The sequence below is a fragment of the Ramlibacter sp. WS9 genome (assembly GCF_003797765.1).
Lineage (GTDB): Bacteria > Pseudomonadota > Gammaproteobacteria > Burkholderiales > Burkholderiaceae_C > Ramlibacter.
In genome coordinates this window covers 21,235-42,517 of the sequence record NZ_RKMB01000030.1, presented here as the reverse complement: position 1 = coordinate 42,517, position 21,283 = coordinate 21,235, and the positions used below count along the sequence as shown (strand labels likewise).

Below are 21,283 nucleotides of genomic sequence, written 5' to 3'. Positions count from 1 at the left end.
GAAGCGAGATCATTTGTCATCCTCACCCGACCCGCTCAACACCCCTCTGCTGCAAAGCAAGGCCCTCCTGTGGCTGCTGCTGATCGTCTCGGTGCTCTTCGCCGTGGTGCTGTGGCCGCTTTCCGGCGCCGTGTCATGGGCGGTGTTCATGGCCATCGTCTTTTCGCCGCTGCAGGAGCGCTCGGCGCGGGCGTTGCGCGGCCGCCGGGGCTGGGCCGCCTTCGGCACGCTGATGGTGATCGTCGTCAGCGTGCTGCTTCCGATGGCGCTGCTGGTCGCATCCGTGACCCAGGAGGCCGGCGCTTTCTACGAGCGATTCAAGACCGGCGACATCCAGCTTGGCCAGTATTTTCAGCGGGGCATCGACGCGTTGCCGTCGTGGGTGCGCACCGCGCTGGAACGCTTCGGCCTGGCGGACCTGGCCGAAGTCCAGCGCAGGCTGGTCGACGCGCTGGGCAAGAGCAGCCAGGCGATCACCTCGCGCGCCTTCAGCATCGGCCAGAACACGCTGGAGTTCGTGGTCAACCTGTTCGTGATGCTCTACCTGCTGTTCTTCCTGCTGCGCGACGGCAAGGAGCTTTCCGCCCAGGCCGCGCGCGCCCTGCCGCTGGAGCCCAAGCACACCCGGCGCCTGCTGCAGCAATTCGCCACCGTGGTGCGCGCCACGGTCAAAGGCAACGTCGTGGTGGCCCTGGTGCAAGGCACGCTGGGCGGCCTGGCCTTCTGGTTCCTGGACATCAGCGGCCCGCTCCTGTGGGGCGCGCTGATGGCGCTGCTGTCGCTGCTGCCCGCCGTGGGCGCGGCCATGGTGTGGGGCCCGGTGGCCATTTACCTGCTGTCCACCGGTGCGCTGGGGTCAGGAATCGGCCTGGCCGTCTGGGGCGTGCTGGTGATCGGCCTGGTGGACAACGTCCTGCGGCCCATCCTGGTGGGCAAGGAAACGCGCATGCCCGACTACCTGGTGCTCATCGCCACGCTGGGCGGCCTGGCCGCATTCGGTCTGAACGGCTTCGTGATCGGGCCGGTGATCGCCGCGATTTTCATCGCAACGTGGGCGATCTTTGTTGAAGTCCGGCAGGAGCAGGCGGTCACGAAGAAACGCTAGCTTGTCATGCCGGAGCAATGACTGCCTACTTGCGCCGCTTGGGTTTGGCTTCGGCTTCAGCCGAATCGCCGCCCGCATCGCTGCCCTGCATGCCCTGCGCCATGCCGATCAGCACACCGCTGGCCAAGGCGGCGTAGCTGTCCAGCAGCGTCTGCGCGGCCTTCAGGCCGGTGGCGCGGCCTTCGCGCAGCGCGGTCTGGGCCTGGTCGGTGAGCTGCTCGATGGTCTGTGTGGCATGCGCGCCCATGCCGCTGCCCTTGACCTGCAGCTTGTCCAGTGCCTGGCTCCACGCGTCCTGCAGGGGGTTGGCACCGGCACCCGCCACGGCCTTGCGCACCGTGTCGAAAAAGGTGTCTTCCATCTTCTCGATGTCGCCCAGCGCCTTCTTGACTTGCGTCTCGCGCAGGCCCGCACCGTATTCCATCAATTGCGTGAGCGCGCGGCGATTGGCTTCCACGGCCTGCAGCAGCGCCGCGTCCATGCCGGCGATGGCCTTGGCCAGCAGCGGCTCCATCTGCGCGGCGCCCATCGGGTTCTGGCCCGCGCCCTGGGCCGCGGCCCCGCTGACCTGCTTGACCACGTCCTTGATGTTCTTCAAGGTGAGCTCGCGGCCTTGAAGCGCCTTGAGCGTCGCCTCCTGCACCGCCTTGCGCAAACTTTCACCCTGTCGGGAGGACGCCTGGGAGAATTGTTCGATCAACGCGTCCTGGTCAAAACCGAATTTGGGCATGTGAGCTCCTGAAGGTGAAGGGTCCGCACACTATAGCCCGCCCTCCGGGGGTTCAGGAGATGATGTACGCCGCCGCCCCGCTCGACATCAAGCTGCCGTCGGCGCCGTAGAACTCCATGCGGGTCGACGCCACGCGAGAGCCGAGGCGCAGCACCTGCGCGTGCAGCTCGAAGTGGTCGCTGATCCCCGGCCGCAAATAATCCACCCGCAGGTCGATCGTCCCCAACTTGGCAAAGCGGTGCAGGCGCTGCAACGGCGGCTCATCCATGTGGCGCGCGCCGATGGCGGCCATCACCGCCAGGCCGCCCATCGCGTCGAGCCCCGCGCTGATCACGCCGCCATGGATGCGGTTGTGCGCGAAGTGACCAATGAGGTCCGGCTTCATGTCGATACGCCCCACCACGCGCTCGGGCTTGAGGCTGGTGATCTTCAGCCCCAGCACGCGGTTGAAGACGATCTTCTCTTCGAACATCTGCTTCAGGCCCGCGATGAACTCGGGCTCGAACTCGACAGCCGCTGGTGGATTTTTCATAGTCCCAATTGTCTCGCGGCCAGGTCCTTCATGATCTCTTCGGCGCCGCCGCCGATCATCATGACCTTCACCTCGCGGTAGATCCGCTCGCTCTTCGTCCCGCGCATGAAGCCCATGCCGCCCAGGATCTGCACGGCCTGGTCGGCGCAGAACTGCATTGCCTGCGTGGCGTGGTTTTTCAGCATGCAGACCTGCGCTACACAATGGGGGTCAGATTCCAATTTCCCTTCGTCGGCCAGCGCCGTCACGGCATCGAGCCATGCCTCGGTGGAAGCGATGCGCATCTGCATGTCGACCAGTTTGTGGCGGATCACCTGCTTTTCCACCAGCGCGCTGCCGAAGGTCTTGCGCTGGCGCGCCCAGTCCAGCGCCTCGTCGTAGCAGGCCTGCGCGAATCCCAGCGCCATCGCCGACATGCCCAGCCGCTCGCCGTTGAAGTTGCTCATGATGATCTTGAAGCCGCTGCCCTCTTCGCCGAGCAGGTAGCGCGCGGGAACACGCACTTGGTCCATGCGCAGGTGCGCCGTGTCGGAACACCACCAGCCCATCTTGTCGAGTGCGGTGCGTGAGAGGCCGGCGACGTCCCCGGGGACCAGGATCATCGAGATGCCGCCTGCTCCTCTGGCTCCTGGCTCTCCCGTGCGCACCGCCATCGTGATCCAGTCGGCGCGAATGCCTGACGTGATGAAGACCTTCTCGCCATCGATCACCCAGTCGCCGCCGTCACGCCGCGCGGTCGTGCGCAGGCTGGCAACGTCGGAGCCGCCGCCGGGCTCGGTGATGGCCAGCGCGGCGATCTTCTCGCCGCGCAGCACCGGCGGAATCACTTCCTGCTGCACGTCGGCGGAACCATGGCGCAGCACGGGCGGCAAGCCAATGTTGAGCGAGAACAGGCCGGCCATCACACCGCCGCTGCCGCCGTAGCGCGCCATCGTGGTCGATACCGCATTGCGCAGCGCGAACGGCGCCGGTGTGCCACCCAGTGCTTCGGGATAGCCCAGGCCCAGCAAGCCGAGCTGCGCCACTTCTTCGTACAGCGAGCGCGGGAACTCGCCCGCTTCGTCCCACGCCGCGACCTGCTGCGCGATGCGCTCCAGCGTGAAGCGCTTGACGGTATGGGCGAGCGCAGCCACGTCCTCCTGCAATTCGGCGTTCATTGCAGCGCCTCGAAGGTCACCAGCACCTGCGATGTCGCGGCTTGCTGGCCCGCTTCCACATGCACGGACTTGATCACACCGTCGCGCGACGCGCCCAACGCGTGTTCCAGCTTCATCGATTCCAGCACCAGCAGCGTGTCGCCGCGAACCACGGTTGCACCGGGTTGAGCCTTGATGGCAATCACCTTGCCGTTGAAGGGCGCGCGCAGCTCATTGGCCGCAGACGCGCCACCGCCGCCCGCAGCCGGCTCGAACGACGCGTCTTCGATGACGAGGTCAACCGCGCCCGACTGGACGTGCCATGCCCCGTTGGGCAGCCGCACGCACGCGGCGCGCGGCGGCGAGATGAGCCGCGTTCCGCCGCCCTGCCCCACTTCGAGCGAGTGGCCCAGGTGCCGCACCTGCAGTTCCAGAAGGCCGCCCCGGTGGCGCAGGCGCACCGGCCGGGGAAACGGGCACGGCAGCAGCACGCCGCCGGTGGATGGAAACAGCGCGGCCAGTGCGCTATCAACCGCCACATCTTTCTCGCAGTCCGCGATTTGCGCGCGCAGCGCGTCGCCGTGCTCGGCAAGAAAAGGAATCAGCGCCTCGCCCGCCTGGAAAGTGCGGTGGCGCAGGCACGCCGCCAGGAAGCGCCGGTTGGTCGGCAGGCCCAGGACCTGCAGGCGGTCGAGGGCGCCTGCGAGTTGCGCGATGGCTTCGGCGCGCGTCGATGCGTGCGCGACGAGCTTGCCGAGCATGGAGTCGTAGTAAGGGGGGACTTCGAGGCCTTCGAAGAGAGCGTGGTCGAAGCGGATCGCGTTGCCCTCGCCCTCCCCCGGAGGGAGGAAATGCAGGACTCGGCCCGAGTGCGGCGTGAAATGCTCATCCTCCGCGCACAGCCGCACTTCGACCGCATGACCACTGAACCGCACTTGCTCCTGTGCCAGTGGCAGCGGTTCGCCCTGCGCCACGCGCAATTGCCATTCGACCAAGTCCAGCCCCGTCACCGCCTCGGTCACCGGGTGCTCGACCTGCAGGCGCGTGTTCATCTCCATCAGGTAGAACTGCCCGCCCTCGACCAGAAACTCCACCGTCCCCGCGCCCACATACCCCGCCGCCTGCGCGAGCTCCACCGCGCAACGTCCCATGCGCTCGCGCAGTACCGAATCCACCGCCGGGCTCGGCGTTTCCTCGATGATCTTCTGGTGCCGGCGCTGCACGGAGCAATCGCGCTCGCCCAGGTGGATGCAGTTGCCGTGACTGTCGGCAAATACCTGCACTTCCACGTGTCGTGGCGCCAGCAACGCGCGCTCGAGCAGCAGTTCGCCGGAGCCGAAAGCCGACTGCGCTTCCGACCGCGCGCTTTGCACCGCCGCTGCAAGCTGCGATGCCTGCGTCACCAGCCGCATCCCGCGGCCGCCACCGCCAGCGGCGGCCTTCACCATCACCGGGAAGCCGATGTGCTCGGCCTCGGCTGCGAAGCGCTCGTCGCTTTGATCCTCGCCCTGGTAGCCGGGCAGGCAGGGCACGCCTCGCGCTTGCGCCAATTGCTTTGCCGAAGACTTGCTGCCCAGCGCGCGAATCGCTTGCGGCGGCGGGCCCACCCACACCAACCCGGCATCGATCACCGCCTGCGCAAAGTCGGCGTTCTCGCTGAGGAATCCGTAGCCGGGGTGCACGGCGTCGGCGCCGGTCGCCTTCGCCGCCGCGATGAGTTTGTCGATGCGCAAATAGGTGTCGGCGGATGCCGTGCCCCCCAGCGCATACACACTGGTGGCTTCGCGCACATGCAATGCGTTCGCGTCGGCGTCCGAATACACCGCCACGGTCGCCATGCCCATGCGATGCGCGGTGCGGATCACGCGGCGGGCGATCTCGCCGCGGTTCGCGATCAACAATCGCTTCATGACTTCTCCAGCGAACGCCGCGGAACCGGCTTTGCCGGGCCGCTGGCGTTGCCCCCTTGAGGGGGAGGCGGCCGTAGGACGCTTCGGGGGGGAGTCATCTTTTGGCGACACCCATGATCTTGGCGAGGATGCCCAGCATCACTTCGTCCGCGCCGCCGCCGATCGAACCCAGGCGGCCGTCGCGGAACATGCGCGAGACCTTGTTCTCCCACGTGTAGCCCATGCCGCCCCAGAACTGCAGGCAGCCGTCGGGAATGATGCGATTGAGGCGCCCGGCCTTCAGCTTCGCCATCGACGCCAGCTCCAGCACGTCTTGCCCGCCCACATACATCTCGCACGCGCGGTACGTCAGCGCGCGCAACGACTCCACCTCGGTCTTGTACTCCGCCAACTTGAACTGCACCCACTGCTGGTCGGCGAGCGAAGCACCGAACAGTTTGCGTTCCTGCGCCCATTCGATGGTCCAGCCGATGCAGTTGGAGAGCGATTGCAGGCAGCTCGCCGCGGCCCACAGTCGCTCTTCCTGGAACTGCTGCATCTGGTAGATGAAGCCCTGGCCCTCGCCGCCGATGCGGTAACGCTGCGGCACGCGCACTTCGTCGAAGTAGATGAGGCCGGTGTCGGACGAATTCATGCCGATCTTCCTGATCTTCTGCGCGACCGATATGCCCTTCGTCAATTTGCCGTTTGGACCGTCGCGCATCGGCACGATGACGAGCGACTTGTTCTTGTGGGCCGGCCCCTCCCCGGTATTGACCAGCATGCACATCCAGTCGGCCTGCAGGCTGTTGGTGATCCACATCTTCTGGCCGGTGATGACATAGTCGTCACCGTCTTTCACGGCGCGGCTCTTGATGCCCGCGACGTCGCTGCCCGCACCGGGTTCGCTGACACCGATGCAGGCGACCATCTCGCCCGCGATGGCGGGTGCGAGGAACTGCTTGCGCAACTCGTCGCTGCCGAAGCGCGCCAGCGCCGGCGTCGCCATGTCCGTCTGCACGCCGATGGCCATCGGCACGCCGCCGCAGTGCGTGTGGCCGAGCGCTTCGGCCATCGCCATGGCGTAGGAATAGTCCAGGCCTGCACCGCCGTATTCCTCGGGCTTGGTGAGGCCGAGCAGCCCCAACTCGCCCAGCCGCTTGAAGACCTGGTGCGCGGGGAAGATCTCCGCGGCTTCCCACTCGTCGACATGCGGGTTCACCTCTTCGTCGATGAAGCGCTTGAGGGTTTTCTGGATCTCGAGGTGTTCGTGGGTGTATTGCATTCTTGTCTCCAACTACATTCGCGCGACGCCAAACTGCATGGGCCGCAACTGCTTCTGCTCCGCCTCCGCGCACGTGTCCAGGCAGAACGCCAGCACCGGGCGCGTGTCGCGCGGGTCGATCACGCCATCGTCGAGCAGCAGGCCGGACGTGTAGAACGCGTCGGCCTGCGCCTCGAACATCGCTACGATCTTGTCGAACTGCGCCTTCGATTGCGCAGGGTCGGTCGTGAGGCCTTTGCGAGCCAGCCCGGCCTCGGTGACGATCTGCATGGTGCGAGCCGCCTGCTCGCCACCCATCACCGCCGTCTTCGCGCTCGGCCAGCTGAAGAGAAAGCGCGGCGCATAGCCGCGCCCGCACATGCCGTAGTTGCCCGCACCGAATGACGCGCCGCACTGGATGGTGATCTGCGGCACGGTGGCGTTCGTCACGGCCTGGATCATCTTGCTGCCATGCTTGATCATCCCGCCCTGCTCGCTCTCCTTGCCCACCATGTAGCCGGTGGTGTTCTGCAGGTAGATGAGCGGGTGGCCCAGCTGGCACATGAGCTGGATGAAGTGGGTTGCCTTGTTGGCGCCGGCCACGTCGATCGGGCCGTTGTTGGTGATGATGCCGACGGCATGGCCCTCGATGCGCGCCTGCGCGCACACCGTCGCCGCGCCGTACAGCGGCTTGAATTCCAGCATGTCCGCGCCGTCGACGATGCGCGCGATGATCTCGCGCATGTCGACCGGTTCGCGCAGGTTGGTGGGGACGAGGGTGAGCATCGCGTCATCCCTGCGCAATGCGTCATCCCCGCGGAGGCGGGGATCCAAGGCTTCCGAATTCATGGACGCCTTGGGTTCCCGCCTCCGCGGGAACGACGCCGCCAAAATCTCCCGCGCAATCCCCAACGCCTGCCGGTCGTCCTCGGCCAGGTACTCACCCAATCCCGACACCGCCGTGTGCATTTCCGCGCCGCCCAATTCTTCCTCGGTCGCGACCTCACCCGTCGCAGCCATGAGCAACGGAGGCCCCGCGAGAAACGCGCGCGAGCGCTTGCGCACCATCACCACGACGTCTGACAGCCCCGGCATGTATGCGCCGCCCGCGGTGCCTGAGCCATGCTGCACGGTGATGACCGGAATGCCCGCCGCCGACAGCCGCGCCAGGTTGCGAAACAGCGAGCCCCCATGCACGAAACCCTCGACGCGGTAGCGCATCAGGTTGGCGCCTGCGCTCTCCACGAGGTGAATGAAAGGCAGCTTGTTCTGCAGCGCCAGTTCCTGCACGCGCAGGATCTTGTCCAGGCCCATGGGCTGGATCGCGCCGGCATCGATGCCCGAGTCGCTCGCCACCACCATGCAGCGCACGCCACTGACAAAGCCGATGCCCGCGACGATGCCGCCGCCCGGCACCGACTGCTCTGCGTCCTTGGTGTCCTGCATGTAGCCGGCGAGCGAGCACAGCGGCAGGTAGGGCGTGCCCGCATCGAGCAGCAACGCCACGCGCTCACGCGGGAGCAATTGCCCGCGCTTGTCGAACACGGGTTTGGACTTCGCCGATGCCGCGGCGGCGCGGCCTTCCAGCGCCCGCATCTGCGCGATGCGCGCGAGCATGGCCTCGCGGCGCTGCTGCGCGAGTGGGCTCTGCGTGTTCCAGCTGGATTGGTAAGCCGGCATTGCCCTCACCCCTGCCCTCTCCCAGAGGGAGAGGGAGTAACAGCCTCACCCGAGGGCTTTGTCCCCTCTCCCTCTGGGAGAGGGTTAGGGTGAGGGTTCTGCTGAAACACTTTCGGCAAAGGCTCGGAAAACACCTTCGGTGTTTGGGCCCGATGAAACCCATCGAACGCCTTCACCGCGTCCCGCCCCTGCGCGGCCTCGTCGGGCATCTTCATCGGCCATCCCATGCGCACCTGCGGCCGCGCGCCATCGACGCGCAACACTTCGCCACTGATGAAGTTCGCCGCCGGGCTGAGCAGGAACACCACCGCCGCCGATGTCTCCGCCTCGGTGCCGAAGCGCCCCAGCGGCACGGTCTTGCGCATTTCGCGCAGCATGGGGCCGGCTTCAGGCGGGTAGTGGTCCATGCCGCTGGACGCGATGTAGCCCGGCGCGACTGCATTGACCCGCACACCGCTGTGCGCCCATTCGGCCGCCGCCGTCTCCGTGAAGCTCACCATGCCCGCGCGGGCCGCGCCGCTGTGGCCCATGTTCGGCATCGAGCCCCACATGTCGGCCACGATGTTCACGACCGAGCCGCCGTGCTGCTGCATCGACTGCAGGTAGCATTCCCGCGCCATCAAAAAGCCGCCGGTGAGGTTGGTGTTCAGCACGGCCTCCCAGCCCTTGGCGCTGATCGCCTCGAGCGGGGTGATGTACTGCCCGCCCGCGTTGTTCACCAGCATGTCGACGCGCCCGTGCACCGCGATCATGGCCTGCACCGTGTTCTTCACGGCCTCCTCGTCGCGGATGTCGCAGGCGTGGAAACTCGAGAGGCCGCCGTCGGCAACGATCTCGCCGGCCACGTCGAACAACTTGTCCAGGTTGCGCCCGATGAGCACGACATGCGCGCCCAGCGACGCGAGCTCGTGCGCGATGCAGCGGCCGATGCCCGAGCCGCCGCCGGTGACCACAGCGATCCGGCCCTTGAACAGCCCGGCCGTGAAAATGGAACGGTAATGCGCGCTCATGGCGCCTCCCCAATGAAAAGTTTCATCGCCGCGTCCGCCAGTTCGTCCAGCGACGCGCCCTTGCGGCGGTCGTACCACTGCGCCGACCAGTTGAGCGCGCCGAAGATCAGCAGGCGCGCGAGCTTCACCGGCGCTTTCAACCTGCCGTCGGCGTGCAGCGCGTCCAGCACCGGTATCCAGGGTGCTTCGTACTCGCTTTGCAGTTCGGCGAGCGATGCGCGCTGGCGGGGCGTGATCGCGCGCGCTTCGTACAGCATGACGGGAATGAAGTCGCTGCCCGGCCCGAGCAGCACGTCGAAGTGGCTGCGCACCAGCACTCCCAGGCGCTGCGCCGCATCGGGCGAGGCTGCCTCCGCGCGTTTGAGCGACGAGGCCTGCCGTTCAATGGCCGAACGCATGCCCTCCTCCATCACGGCGTAAAGCAGCGCACCCTTGCTTTTGAAGTGATAGAACGGCGACCCGCTCTGCATGCCCACGGCAGCCGCGATGTCGCGGGTGCTGGTGGCGTCGAAGCCCTTGCGCCGAAACAGCTTGGCGGCCGACCGCAGCAGCTCGCCGCGCCGGTTGCCGTCATCCCGGTCCTCCAGCGTCTTGCGTGGCCGGCCACGCGGGCGCTTGGGCGCGTGCTCGGCGGCGGGAAGGGCTTCGGCGATCTCCATGGGAGGCAACCATAGCAAACGCCGCTATTTTTAGCAAGCAGCCGCTTGGTAAAAATACTGCCTCGTCCGCGCGCCGGCCCGAGGGATTTTTCAGGGATGGCAAAGCGGTCAAAAGCAGGCCAAGCCCAATTGCCAGAGAATGTCGGGTTTCCCCGACCCGTTTCTACAGGACCACAGATGAGCTACCCCAACACCCAACTCTTCATCAATGGCGAGTGGCAGGACGCCGCCGACGGCAAGACGCTGGCCGTCTTCAACCCGGCGACGGGCAAAGAGATTGGCCGCGTGGCCCATGCCGGCATCGCCGACCTGGACCGCGCGCTCACGGCTGCGCAGGCCGGTTTCGAGAAGTGGCGCGACATGCCCGCCGCCGAGCGCAGCAAGATCATGCGCAAGGCCGCCGCCTTCATGCGCGAGCGCGCCGGCGACATCGGCCTGCTGCTGACGCAGGAGCAGGGCAAGCCGCTGGTGGAAGCCAAAGGCGAATCGATGGCCGCCGCCGACATCATCGAATGGTTCGCCGATGAAGGCCTGCGCGTGTATGGCCGCATCGTGCCCTCGCGCTGGAACCTTGCCGCCCGCCAGATGGTATTGAAGGACCCGGTCGGCCCGGTCGCCGCCTTCACGCCATGGAATTTTCCGATCAACCAGGTGGTGCGCAAGATGGCCGCAGCCCTGGCCGCCGGCTGCTCGATGATCGTCAAGGCGCCGGAGGAAACTCCCGCAGCGCCGGCACAGCTGATCAAGGCTTTCGCCGATGCGGGTCTGCCGCCCGGCGTGCTGGGCCTGGTCTACGGCAACCCCGCCGACATCTCCAACTACCTGATCCCGCATCCCATCATCCGCAAGATCACGTTCACCGGCTCCACGCCGGTGGGCAAGCAGCTGGCCGCGCTGGCCGGCAAGCACATGAAGCGTGTGACGATGGAGCTGGGTGGCCACGCCCCCGTCATCGTGTGCGAGGACGCCGACGTCGCGCTGGCCGTCAAGGCCGCCGGCGCCGCGAAGTTCCGCAACGCGGGCCAGGTCTGCATCTCGCCCACGCGCTTTCTGGTGCACGAGAGCATCAAGAACGACTTCGCCGCCGCGCTGGTCAAGTACACGCAAGGACTGAAGGTCGGCGACGGCGCCGCCGAAGGCACGACCATGGGCCCGCTCGCCAACCCGCGCCGCATTACGGCGATGGCCGAGTTCACGCAAGACGCCATCAAGGCCGGCGCCACCGTGGCACACGGCGGCGAGCGCATCGGCACCGAAGGCAATTTCTGGCAGCCGACGGTGTTGACGGACGTGCCGCTCGAAGCCAAGGTGTTCAACGACGAGCCGTTCGGCCCCATGGCTGCGATCCGCGGATTCAACACGCTGGAAGAGGCCATCGCCGAATCCAATCGCCTGCCCTTCGGCCTGGCCGGCTACGGTTTCACGAAGTCGCTGAAGAACGCCGACCTGCTCGCGCGCCGCGTCGAAGTGGGCATGATGTGGATCAACATGCCCGCCATGCCGTCCGCCGAAATGCCTTTCGGCGGCATCAAGGATTCGGGCTACGGCTCCGAAGGCGGCCCGGAGGCGATGGATGCCTACCTGAACGCACGCGCCGTGACGATCATGAACGTGTAGCGTGTCATTGTGGGCTCGACCCGTGGTCTAGACCCCCGCGGGGCTGTCTTTGCGGACTTTGATCCGCGATCCATGCCTTTACGTTCGACTGTGGTTGGCGCGGCCGGCGGCCGAGTCACGCATTTGGGTCCGCGACGGTCACGCGTCAATACATCCCTGAGCGTCAGGCGGTACCCGGCAGGGCCGATCTCTGTGGCGGCTGGGATTCTTGGCCCGGGGCCGGGCGCGCTTGCGCGCCTCGTTGACTGACTCGCCGGACCTGTCCGAACAGAGCGGCCTCAGGCGCTCTGTGAGTTGTACGGCGCCGGCCCCGGGCCAAGAATCTCAGCGAAGTCGGCGCGATAGCGACGACCGGCACAGTGTGAGGACCTGCCGGGTACCGCCTGACGCGACGCGGGGAACTACGAAAGTCATGGATTGCGGATCAAAGTCCGCAATGACAGCATTTCTTCAACGCGCCTCCAGCAAATCCCCCGTGTCCACCGCCGAGGCCGGCACCAGCACCACCTTCGAACCCAGGTGCCGGTTGAAATCGCGGAACACGGCGGGCAGCCCTTCGGCGTTCAGGTCCTTGCCGGTGCGCAGTTCATAGTGAACGTGCGGGTTGTTCGAGCTGCCCGAGCTGCCGATTCGCGCCACCGGCTGGCCGCGTGTGACCCTGTCGCCCACCTTCACGGCCAGGCTGCCCTTCTGCAGGTGCCCGAACAGGCTGAACTCGCCGTTGCCGTGGTCGATGACCAGGTAGTTGCCGTAGAACTTCATCGGCTTCGATTTCACGCTCCGCGGATCGAAATGGTTGACGCCGCCACGGACGTTGTCGGGCTCCTCGTCGAAGGCATCGGCCACCGTGCCGTCGCCGGTGGCGAAGAGCGGCTGGTTCCAGGCAAACCAGTCTTCGTTCTTTGCCCCGTTGCCGCGAAACGGCTCGAAGGCGTCGTTGGTCGGATTGAGGTCCAGGCTGTAGCGCATGAAGTTGCGCGTGATGCCCAGTTCCCGCGCCGCGGGATGCTCGGTGTTGAGGCGCCGGTGATGCGCGTAGTAGTCGTGCCCGTCGTGAACGAGCAGCTTGCCCCTCACCGGCAACGAGAGCGGCGTCTTCGGCGTGTAGACCCGCGGCTCGACCGTGACGCTGGCCTGCGTTTCCGGCGCTTCCTGCGGGATGCTCAGGCTGAACTTGTAGGTGAGTCGGTGCAGCTCGGCGTCGGGGCGGAAGCTGTGGAAGGGGTTGAACACCAGGATCTTTCCGCCGGGTGCGACGACCCGCCCGGGCACGGTCTCGATGCTGGGCGCGAAGCCGTTGCTGTCGATGAAGCGCCGCAGCACAGGCTTGCCGGCGGCGTCCACCGCCACGAGATCGATGCTGTCGATCCCGAGTGGAACGCTGCCCTGGTTTTCGACCACGAAGTCGAAATTGAGCGACTGGCCGGTATCCGATGTTTCAATCCAGATGGCCGCCGGCTGTGCCGTGATGCGCACCGGGCCGACCGCCTTTGCGCCGGGCCGCCACCAGCCCATTGCGTACCCCGTGAACGCCGCGGCCACCAGCAGCAAGGCGGCCGCAATCAGGATCGTTCGGGTAGAGATTCGTTTCGTGGATTGCCTGGGGTCCATGCGGCTATTGTTGCGCAGCAGCCCACGCCCCCAGTGTGAAGTAGAAAGTGGCACCACGGTCGGGCGCGGCCTCGGCCCAGATCCGCCCACCATGGCGCGTGACGATGCGGTGGGTGATGGCGAGCCCGATCCCTGTGCCCTCGAACTCCGCGTTCGAATGCATGCGGCGAAACGCCTCGAACATCTTCGACGCATACGCCATGTCGAAGCCGGCTCCGTCGTCGCGCACGAAGTACACCCACTGCCCTTCCGGGTCTCGCGTGCCGCCCACCTCGATGCGCGCATGCGGGCGGCGCGAAGTGAACTTCCACGCATTGCCCACCAGGTTGCCGATCACTTGCGCCAACAGGCGCGGGTCGCCCCGGGCCGGCAGATGGTCCGCGACAACCGCATCGACCGATCGCTGCGGCGACTGCTCCTGGCAACTCGCCAGCGAAGCGCGCGCCACGTCCGCCAGGTCGACGGGTTCATCGCGCAGGTCGGCTCGTGACAAGCTGGCCAGCGAGAGCAGGCCGTCGGTCAACTCGCTCATCTGCCGCACACCGGCGCGTATGCGGCGCAGGTAGTGATGCGAGCGATCGTCCAGCACGGCGGCCGCGCTCGACTGCAAACTGTTGCTGAAGCCGTCGATCGAGCTCAGGGGCGCGCGCAGGTCGTGCGCGATCGAATACGAGAAGGCTTCCAGCTCGCGGTTCGCGGCCTCCAGCTGCGCGGTGCGTTTTTGCACGCGTTCCTCGAGTTGCGCATTGAGCCGCAGGATCTCGGCCTGCGCCGCCTTGCTCTCCGACACGTCCTGCAGCGCCCCCTGCAGGCGGTGCACGCGGCCGCGCGCGTCCCACTCCGCTTCGCAGATCAGGCGGATGCACAAGCGGCGTCCGCGCGCGGTGAAGACTTCCAGCTCGATGTCGAACGGGCTCCCGCCGCGCAGGCACTCCTTCACCGTGGATCGCACGGCCCGCCGGTATTCGGGGGCGACGAAACTCAGCGCTTCCTTGGGCCGGGGCGCGAAGCCCGGCTTCGTCTCGAAGATGGCACAAGCTTCCTCCGACCACGCGAGTGTGGCGGCGCCGACATCCCAGGCCCAGGCGCCCAGCCGCCCCACTTCCGCGGCCAGCCGCAGCATGGCCTGCGTGTCGCGCAGGCGCTGCTCGGCCCGCTTGCCGGCGCTGATGTCGCGCGCCGTGCCCCGATACCCCACATAGCGGCCCTCGGCGTCGAACACCGGTTGGCCGCTCACGGCCACGAACCGTGGGCCGCCGCGGCTTTGCGTATCGACGTACTCGAAGTCCCGGTACGGCAGGTGTGCTTCCAGCAGCGCGCGATGCCGCGTCCAGCTGCCCTCGATCGGTTGCGCACCCGGCAACTCCCAGCGCCGGCGGCCAATGAGTTCGTCGTGATTGGCGCGCCAGGGCGGCGTGGCGTCGTTGCTCAGGAACCGCGTGAAACGGAACTCGGCGTCCTGCTCCCAGTACCAGTCGGATGACAATGCGGTGAGGCTGCGAAAACGCTCCTCGCTCTCACGCACCGCCCGCTCGGCGCGCTTGCGCTCGGTGATGTCCAGCACCTGCGTGATGAAGAACAGTGGCTGGCCCTTGTGGTCGCGCGCGAGCGTACAGCTGAAGTCGCCCCACAGCACCTGGCCGTCGCGGTGGAGGTAACGCTTTTCGCGGCGGTAGCTGTCCTTCTTGCCCGCCAGCAGCATGGCGAGCTGGCGCCAGTCCTCGTTGACGTCGTCCGGGTGAATCAGGTCGCACACGGCGCGCGCCAGCAATTCTTCCTCGGGATAGCCCAGGAATTCGCAGAATGCGCGATTCACGGTGAGGCGCCGGTGGTCCGTGCTGACCAGGGTCATGCCGATCACGGCATTTTCGAACGCTCCGGCGAAGTGCATCAGCCATGCCTCGCGCTCGCGCGAAGGCGGCAGCGGCAGGAATTGCGGATTCGCTCCGTTCATAGCCAGCATTGGACCCCAGCCCGCCGCCCCCGCGCAACCATCCGGGGCGTAAATTCATGCGGCACTGCACCAACCCGGCAGCTCGGCCGGCGAGAGGGCAAGGTAAAGTCCCACTTGGCCCTTCCAGAATACCCACCATGACCGACTTTGCCATTGCCGACAATCCAGACGCCCACCGCTTCGAGCTGAAGGCGGGCGGCGCCGTAGCCGCCCAAGCGGAATACGAGCTGCTGCCGGGCGCCGTCAAATTCACCCACACCGAGGTGCTGCCCGGCCACGAAGGCAAGGGGTTCGGCTCGAAACTCGCCAAATTCGCGCTGGACGACGTGCGCCGGCGCGGGCTGAACGTGGTGCCCGCCTGCGAGTTCATCGCGGGATACATCGGCAAACACCCCGGCTACCTCGATCTCCTCACTGAAGACACGCGCCGCGCCTACAAGCTCTGAACTTTCGCGGCAGACGCCTCCAACAAAAAAAAGCCGGGGATCGCTCCCCGGCTTTTTTTCGAACCGGCGAGCGCCGGATCAGTTCAGTTGTCGATGCGGATGATCGTCGGATTGGGCATGCCCGGTGAGCCGCCGTACGCCACCGAGCCGAGGTACTTCGTCCCCGCCGCGAGGCCGCTCGTCGTGATGGTGATGGTGCCCGTGGTCCCCGTCACCGCGGTGGCGGGCGCCGACACCGTCATGTTGCCGGCCGACGTGCTGCCCAGGCCCCAGCTGAACAGCTTGAAGCTGGCCGCGCCCGACGGCACCGCATAGCCCACCACTCGCACGGTATAGGTGCCCGCGGCCGGGTTGAGCAGGTTCACTTCTTCGGCCGAGGTCGCACTGCCGCTGCTGCCGACCAGCGTGCCGCCCAGGTAGACCTCCATGTCGAGGTCGGCGGCCTGGTTCACCTCGCTGTCGAACAGCGAGAAGCGCGCGTAGGTGGTGCCCGCCGGAATCTCGATGGTGAAGTCGACCGTCCCGTTGGTCGCGACCGAGCCCAGTGCCGTCGTGGCGGCGATCAGGCCGCGCGGCGTGGCGGTGAACGGGCCGTCGTACCCGAACGTCACGTTGTAGCTGGTCGCCGCTTGCGCCGGGGCCGCCAATGCGACCGGCCGCACCACCATCGGGATGCGAACCTGGTGCGAGCCGTCGCTCCACGTCAGCTGGCCGCCGACAAAAGCGTTGGCCGCGGCCGCGGCACGCGTGAAGCTCGCCGTGAACGGCTTGGTCTCGCCGGGCGCAAGCGTCAGCGATGCGGGACTGATCGCCACGTTGACGCCGGCCATGCCGGTGAACGAAGGCGTGTACGTGGCCGCGGCCCCGCCGACGTTCGTGACGCGCCTCGTCACCGTTTGCACGCCGGCCATGTCGCCGATGGCGATGGATGCGACGTTCAGGTTGCTCGGGTCCAGCACCGGGATGCCCGCGCCGGTGCAGACCGATGGCGAGAGCTGTGTGCCGCACAGGAAGCCCAACCAGTCGACGTAGCCCGAGTCGAAGACGAGGCCCGGGTTCTTCGCGACCATCGGCCGCACGTGGCCGGCGCCCTGCCGGAAGATCACCAGCGGATGGGTGTTGGGGCCGTCGAGCACGTCGTTGGCCGTCGTCATCAGCGCCGACTTGATCGCCATCGGCGACCATGAGGGATAGAGCTGCTTGAACAGCGCGCCCAGGCCGGCGATGTGCGGGCTGGACATCGACGTGCCGCTGTACAGGTCGAACAGCTTGCCGTTGTTGCCCGGGGGCGCCACCGCGGCCAGGATGTCCTGGCCCGGTGCGATCAGGTCGGGCTTGAGCAGGTCCCCGCCGCCTGCGAGCAGCACGCCGCGCGAAGAGAAGCTCGCCGTGAACGGGGCCGGCGCGGTTGCGACGATGACAGACTGCGCGATGGAAGCCGTCGCACCCACGGTGGCCGCATAGGCCTTGAGCGCGACGCGGTCGGTGTTTGGCAGGTGCACCGTCGGCACGGCGTGCATGTCGGCATTGATTGAATTGGGACTTGTGTTGACCAGGACCATGCCGACGCCACCCGCCTCTTTCACCGCCTGGCTCTTGCTCGTGCGGCCGGTGACGCCGCGGTCGCACAGCACGATCTTGCCCGCGACCTTGACCGGGTCCAGCACCGCGGCGCCCGCGTTGTCCGACGCGGCGTAGCACAGGGCGACCTTCACCGGGTCCGCACCCGGAAGGCCGGCAGTGATGGAGTCGATGAAGGGTGAAGACGCCAGTGCGCCCGCGACGGAAGCACCGTAATACGTGGTGCCGTTGCCGAGTGTGACCGAGCCATCTCCACTGCGGTTGTGCGTGCCGGCGGCGACCGTCGTCAGCCACGGGCCCGGGTGGGCCACCGTGCTGGTGTCCGGACCGCTGTTGCCGGCGGATGCGGCGACGAACACGCCCGCATCGGCGGCGAACAGGAACGCGACCTCCACCGGGTCCAGGAAATTGGTACGGGTTCCGCCGATCGAGAAGTTGATCACGTCGACGCCGTCGGCCACCGCCTGGTCGATGGCGGCCACGCTGTCGGAGTTGGCGCAGCCGCCGTCCAGGCCGCCCCAGCACACTTTATAGGTGGCGATGCGGGCACGCGGCGCGATGCCGCTGATGTTGCCGAAAGGCGCGGCGAGGCCGGTGGCCGCAACGCCCGAGTTGCCGCCGGCGGTGGACGCCGTGTGCGAACCGTGACCGTCGAAGTCGCGCGGCGAGTTGAAGTCCCAGGGGAAAGCTTCGGCCACGCCGGAGTTGCCGCCGAAGCCCGCGTTGTAGTAGCGCGCGCCGATCATCTTCTGGTTGCAATCGGTGGCGGAGAAGAAGTCACCGGGCGTGCACTTGCCATGCCAGCCGGGGACCTGCTGGTAAGCCAGCTTGCCGTCCTTGGTTGCGTTGCCGTTGGCGCCGGTGCGGTCAGAGAAGCTCAGGTGCTCGGGCCAGATGCCGCTGTCGACCATGCCGATGATGACGTTCTCACCGGTCGCGCCCGTCGTGTTCCAAAACCCACCCGAGCCCGAGAGACCGAGGAACGACGGCGTGGACGACGTGTCCATGGGCCGCATCTCATCCTTCGTCACGGACAGCACACCCTTCACACGCGCCAGCTTCTGGGCCTGCGCTTCGCTCATCTCCGCCGCGAAGCCGTTGAAGACGTAGCCGTAGCTATAGAGTTTTCTTGCGCCGCCGGCCTGGGCCAGCACCATGTCGTGGCGCGACGCCAGATAGCCCTTGTACCGGCTGACTTGCGGGGAATTGGGATCGATCTTCTGGCCCTTGCGCGGCTTGGTGGCCGCGTAGCCCTGGATGCCGCCGCTGTATGCGGTGACCGGCATCTCCGCCAGCTGCACGATATAGACCTTGCCGTTGACTTTGGCCTGGCCCCTGCGCAGGGCCTTATCGTCGTTGGCGGCGTCAACCGAAGTGACGTCCACGGCAGCGCTCATCGGCGCTTCGGCGACCGCGGCACTTTGCGGTTGGGACTGCGGCGCCTGGCTGGTGGGCGCGGGCGATTCGCCCGATCCGCCACCGCACGAGGCCAACAACACGGACACGAGGGCCGCGGCAAGCGCCCCCCTCAATCTGAAGCCATTTCGGATCATCACGGGGAGCTCCCTCAAGTTAGATCGCGCCGTCGGCTTGTGGCCGGGCGTTATCAGTCACGGTTGACCGGTTTTTTGATTCACCCATCGAAACCGCGCACCGATGAGCCTCGCGGATTTAGGCACGGCGGCAAATAGAGCGTCAATGGGGCGAACGCGATCCGCATTGCAACTGTTTGTACGGTGGAGCATCCATCGCGGCGTGCCTAGCCCGCGATCAGCGCCAGCACCGCCTGCGCGGTTTTCTCCGCGGCGCCTTGATGCCTAGCCGCGAAAGTGAGCGCGGCATGAACCGCCGCATCGCGACGCGGCGCATCACCTGCGAGTCCAACGGCCGCACGCACACCCTCCTCCATCGAGCCGACGCGCAACGCAGCCCCCGCCTCCTGCGCCAGCTGCGCGGCCTCCGCGAAGTTGAACGTGTGGGGCCCCATCACGATCGGGCAGCCGCAGGCCGCGGCTTCGATCAGGTTCTGCCCGCCGAGCGGTGCGAAGCTGCCGCCCAGCAACGCGATGTCGGCCATGCCGTAGTAGAGCGCCATCTCGCCCAGTGAATCGCCGACCAACACATCGGCCTCGTCGGGTTGCTGCGTCCACCGGCTGCGGCGCGACACGCTCAAGCCGTGCTGGGTGGCAAGCGCGGCGACTTCGTCGAAGCGCTGCGGATGGCGTGGCACCACCAGCCAACGCACCTTCGCAAGACCGCGGCCTGCTTGCAGCACGCGAAAGAGCTCCGCCTCTTCGCCTTCACGCGACGAGGCGAACATCACGACCGGCGTGTGCGACGCAGTGCGCCAGGCGCGCCCGAGGTCGAGCAGGCCGGCGTCGGGCGTGGCGTCGAACTTCAGGTTGCCGAACACGCCCTTCACCGTGGCGCCGGCCTCGGCGAGCCGCTGCGCATCGCCTTCGGTTTGCGCCCACACAGCAGCGAGCGATGCATACGCAGGCCGCGACAAGCCGGCCAGCCGCCGGGCCTGCGTCAGCGATTTGTCGCTCAGTCTCGCGTTCGCCAGCACCAGCGGCAGGCCGCGCGCCTTGCATTGCGCGACCAGGTTCGGCCACACCTCGGTTTCCATCAAGATGCCGCAGCTCGGCTGGAAGTGATCGAGGAAGCGGCGCACCGCGCGCGGCGTGTCCCAGGGCAGCCAGGCCTGCGCATCGCCGCCCTGCACGATGCGCTCGCCTTCGGCGCGGCCCGTGGCCGTGCCGTGCGTGAGCAGGACCCGCACGCCAGGGCGGAGTTGGCGCAGCCGGTCGATGAGGATGGCCGCTGCGCGCGTTTCGCCCAGCGACACGGCGTGGATCCACACGGCGCCGGGTTGTGCGGGCTCCGCATACTGGCCGAAGCGCTCTCCCACGGCGTGCAGATAGCCGGGCTCGGCCTTGCCGCGGCGCCGGAGCTTCCGCCGCAAGAACGGTTGCGCACCGATCACCAGCAGCGAGTAGAGGGGGCGGATCATCAAGGGGTGGACTGGATCGCGCGCCAGGCCTGCCACACGGCATCGACGGACGGCGCGGGCTGAGCGTACACGCTTCGCTGCTTTTGGCTGGCGGGCCCGGTGCGCCACGCTGTGTCGAAGTTGTAGACCTGCACGTGCGGCAAGTCCAGCGCCACCGCGATGTGGCTGAGGCCGCTGTCCACGCCGATCACGCCGGCACAGGCCGCCATCCGGTCGGTCAGGCTGCCCAGGTCGAGGCGCGGCCACACCTGCGCGTGCGCGCCGAGCGCCCGGGCGATGCGTTCACTGCGCTCGCGCTCGGCGTCGCTGCCATGCGGCAGGCCTATGGTGAATCCCGCATCGACGAGGCGCTGGCCGAGTTCGACCCAGCAGGCCTCGGGCCAGCACTTGTCGTCCCGCGACGTGCCGTGAACGAACACGACGCTGCGCGCCGCCGCGGCGGATACGTCCACCGACGTGCGCAGGCCGAATTGCAATGGGCCGGGCACCTGATACCCCAGCGCCCGTCCACAGAGCTCACGCGAACGCGCGACGGCATGGATGTGCGGCTCGATGCGAATCGCGACGTCGGCCACCCAGCGCGTCGGCGCTTCGTAGCTCGAGCCTTCGGTGCGATTGGCCAAGGCGAAGCGTTTGCCGCCGGGCGCGACGCGTGCAGTGCGAGCCACCAGCGCGGACTTGGTCAGGCCCTGCAGGTCGATGACGGCGTCGTAGGCTTCGCGCCGCAATTCATCGCGAAAGGCACGCCATTCGGCGCGCGTCTGCGCGCCCAGTGGCGCCTTGCGCCAGCGCCGCAACTCGCATTCGACGACCCGCGTCACGCCTTCGCAGCGCCGAACCAGAGGCGCGAAGCCGCGCTCCACGACCCAGTCGATTTGAGCATCCGGAAATGCCGCGCGGATGTCCTGCACCGCGGGCATGGTATGGACCACGTCGCCGAGCGAAGACAGCTTGACGAAGAGAATTCTCACGTCCGAAATGCACCCGAGACACTCCCTTCGGGGGCCACCGCGGAACCGGCTTTGCCGGGCCGCCAGTGGCGCCCCCTCGAGGGGG

At 67.3% G+C, this 21,283-nt stretch carries 16 protein-coding genes; 3 read left to right on the top strand and 13 right to left on the bottom strand.

Annotation, left to right across the window (positions count from 1 at the left end):
• The first annotated feature begins 13 nt into the window (after positions 1 to 13).
• Entirely contained in the window at positions 14 to 1,105 is a 1,092-nt protein-coding gene (locus tag EEB15_RS28280) for an AI-2E family transporter (protein ID WP_233259648.1), read from the top strand.
• A gap of 25 nt (positions 1,106 to 1,130) precedes the next feature.
• Here EEB15_RS28280 and EEB15_RS28275 read toward each other — a convergent pair whose 3' ends face one another.
• The 8 genes from EEB15_RS28275 to EEB15_RS28240 all read right to left on the bottom strand — a co-directional run bounded on the left by EEB15_RS28275 (position 1,131) and on the right by EEB15_RS28240 (position 10,005).
• Positions 1,131 to 1,835 carry a DUF6781 family protein gene (locus EEB15_RS28275; RefSeq protein ID WP_141513315.1) on the bottom strand — a complete coding sequence of 235 codons (705 nt, stop codon included), beginning with the start codon at positions 1,833 to 1,835 and terminating at the stop codon, positions 1,131 to 1,133.
• 52 nt (positions 1,836 to 1,887) lie between these two features.
• Positions 1,888 to 2,367: a thioesterase family protein gene (locus tag EEB15_RS28270; protein WP_141513314.1), complete on the bottom strand. Its 480-nt coding sequence runs from the start codon at positions 2,365 to 2,367 to the stop codon at positions 1,888 to 1,890.
• Entirely contained in the window at positions 2,364 to 3,524 is a 1,161-nt protein-coding gene (locus EEB15_RS28265; RefSeq protein WP_141513313.1) for an acyl-CoA dehydrogenase family protein, read from the bottom strand. Before EEB15_RS28265 ends, EEB15_RS28270 begins: the two co-directional genes overlap by 4 nt.
• On the bottom strand, positions 3,521 to 5,413 hold the full coding sequence (locus tag EEB15_RS28260) for a biotin carboxylase N-terminal domain-containing protein (RefSeq protein WP_141513312.1): 1,893 nt from the start codon (positions 5,411 to 5,413) through the stop codon (positions 3,521 to 3,523). Before EEB15_RS28260 ends, EEB15_RS28265 begins: the two co-directional genes overlap by 4 nt.
• A 94-nt stretch (positions 5,414 to 5,507) precedes the next feature.
• Entirely contained in the window at positions 5,508 to 6,677 is a 1,170-nt protein-coding gene (locus EEB15_RS28255) for an acyl-CoA dehydrogenase family protein (RefSeq protein WP_141513311.1), read from the bottom strand.
• Between the two features lie 12 nt (positions 6,678 to 6,689).
• A complete protein-coding gene (locus EEB15_RS28250) occupies positions 6,690 to 8,336 on the bottom strand; it encodes an acyl-CoA carboxylase subunit beta (protein WP_141513310.1) in 1,647 nt (548 codons plus the stop codon).
• A 5-nt stretch (positions 8,337 to 8,341) separates the two neighbouring features.
• Complete coding sequence (locus EEB15_RS28245) at positions 8,342 to 9,346, bottom strand: SDR family oxidoreductase (RefSeq protein WP_141513309.1); 1,005 nt, start codon at positions 9,344 to 9,346, stop codon at positions 8,342 to 8,344.
• On the bottom strand, positions 9,343 to 10,005 hold the full coding sequence (locus tag EEB15_RS28240; protein WP_141513308.1) for a TetR/AcrR family transcriptional regulator: 663 nt from the start codon (positions 10,003 to 10,005) through the stop codon (positions 9,343 to 9,345). Before EEB15_RS28240 ends, EEB15_RS28245 begins: the two co-directional genes overlap by 4 nt.
• A gap of 177 nt (positions 10,006 to 10,182) precedes the next feature.
• On the opposite strand from EEB15_RS28240, the gene EEB15_RS28235 reads away from it, so the two are divergent.
• Positions 10,183 to 11,622, top strand: a complete 1,440-nt coding sequence (locus EEB15_RS28235) for an NAD-dependent succinate-semialdehyde dehydrogenase (RefSeq protein ID WP_141513307.1) — start codon at positions 10,183 to 10,185, stop codon at positions 11,620 to 11,622.
• A gap of 450 nt (positions 11,623 to 12,072) precedes the next feature.
• On the opposite strand, the gene EEB15_RS28230 is transcribed toward EEB15_RS28235, so the two are convergent.
• Positions 12,073 to 13,233 carry a M23 family metallopeptidase gene (locus tag EEB15_RS28230; protein WP_158290264.1) on the bottom strand — a complete coding sequence of 387 codons (1,161 nt, stop codon included), beginning with the start codon at positions 13,231 to 13,233 and terminating at the stop codon, positions 12,073 to 12,075.
• Between the two features lie 4 nt (positions 13,234 to 13,237).
• On the bottom strand, positions 13,238 to 15,187 hold the full coding sequence (locus tag EEB15_RS28225; protein WP_158290263.1) for a PAS domain-containing sensor histidine kinase: 1,950 nt from the start codon (positions 15,185 to 15,187) through the stop codon (positions 13,238 to 13,240).
• Between the two features lie 137 nt (positions 15,188 to 15,324).
• On the opposite strand from EEB15_RS28225, the gene EEB15_RS28220 reads away from it, so the two are divergent.
• Positions 15,325 to 15,633, top strand: coding sequence for a GNAT family N-acetyltransferase (locus EEB15_RS28220; protein ID WP_141513304.1), 309 nt, complete (start codon positions 15,325 to 15,327; stop codon positions 15,631 to 15,633).
• Positions 15,634 to 15,716: 83 nt separating this feature from the next.
• On the opposite strand, the gene EEB15_RS28215 is transcribed toward EEB15_RS28220, so the two are convergent.
• The 3 genes from EEB15_RS28215 to waaC all read right to left on the bottom strand — a co-directional run bounded on the left by EEB15_RS28215 (position 15,717) and on the right by waaC (position 21,198).
• A complete protein-coding gene (locus EEB15_RS28215; protein ID WP_233259650.1) occupies positions 15,717 to 18,767 on the bottom strand; it encodes a S8 family peptidase in 3,051 nt (1,016 codons plus the stop codon).
• 206 nt (positions 18,768 to 18,973) lie between these two features.
• Entirely contained in the window at positions 18,974 to 20,227 is a 1,254-nt protein-coding gene (locus EEB15_RS28210) for a 3-deoxy-D-manno-octulosonic acid transferase (RefSeq protein ID WP_141513302.1), read from the bottom strand.
• A complete protein-coding gene (waaC, locus tag EEB15_RS28205) occupies positions 20,227 to 21,198 on the bottom strand; it encodes a lipopolysaccharide heptosyltransferase I (protein WP_141513301.1) in 972 nt (323 codons plus the stop codon). The genes EEB15_RS28210 and waaC overlap by 1 nt, the downstream gene beginning before the upstream one ends.
• Positions 21,199 to 21,283 lie beyond the last annotated feature (85 nt).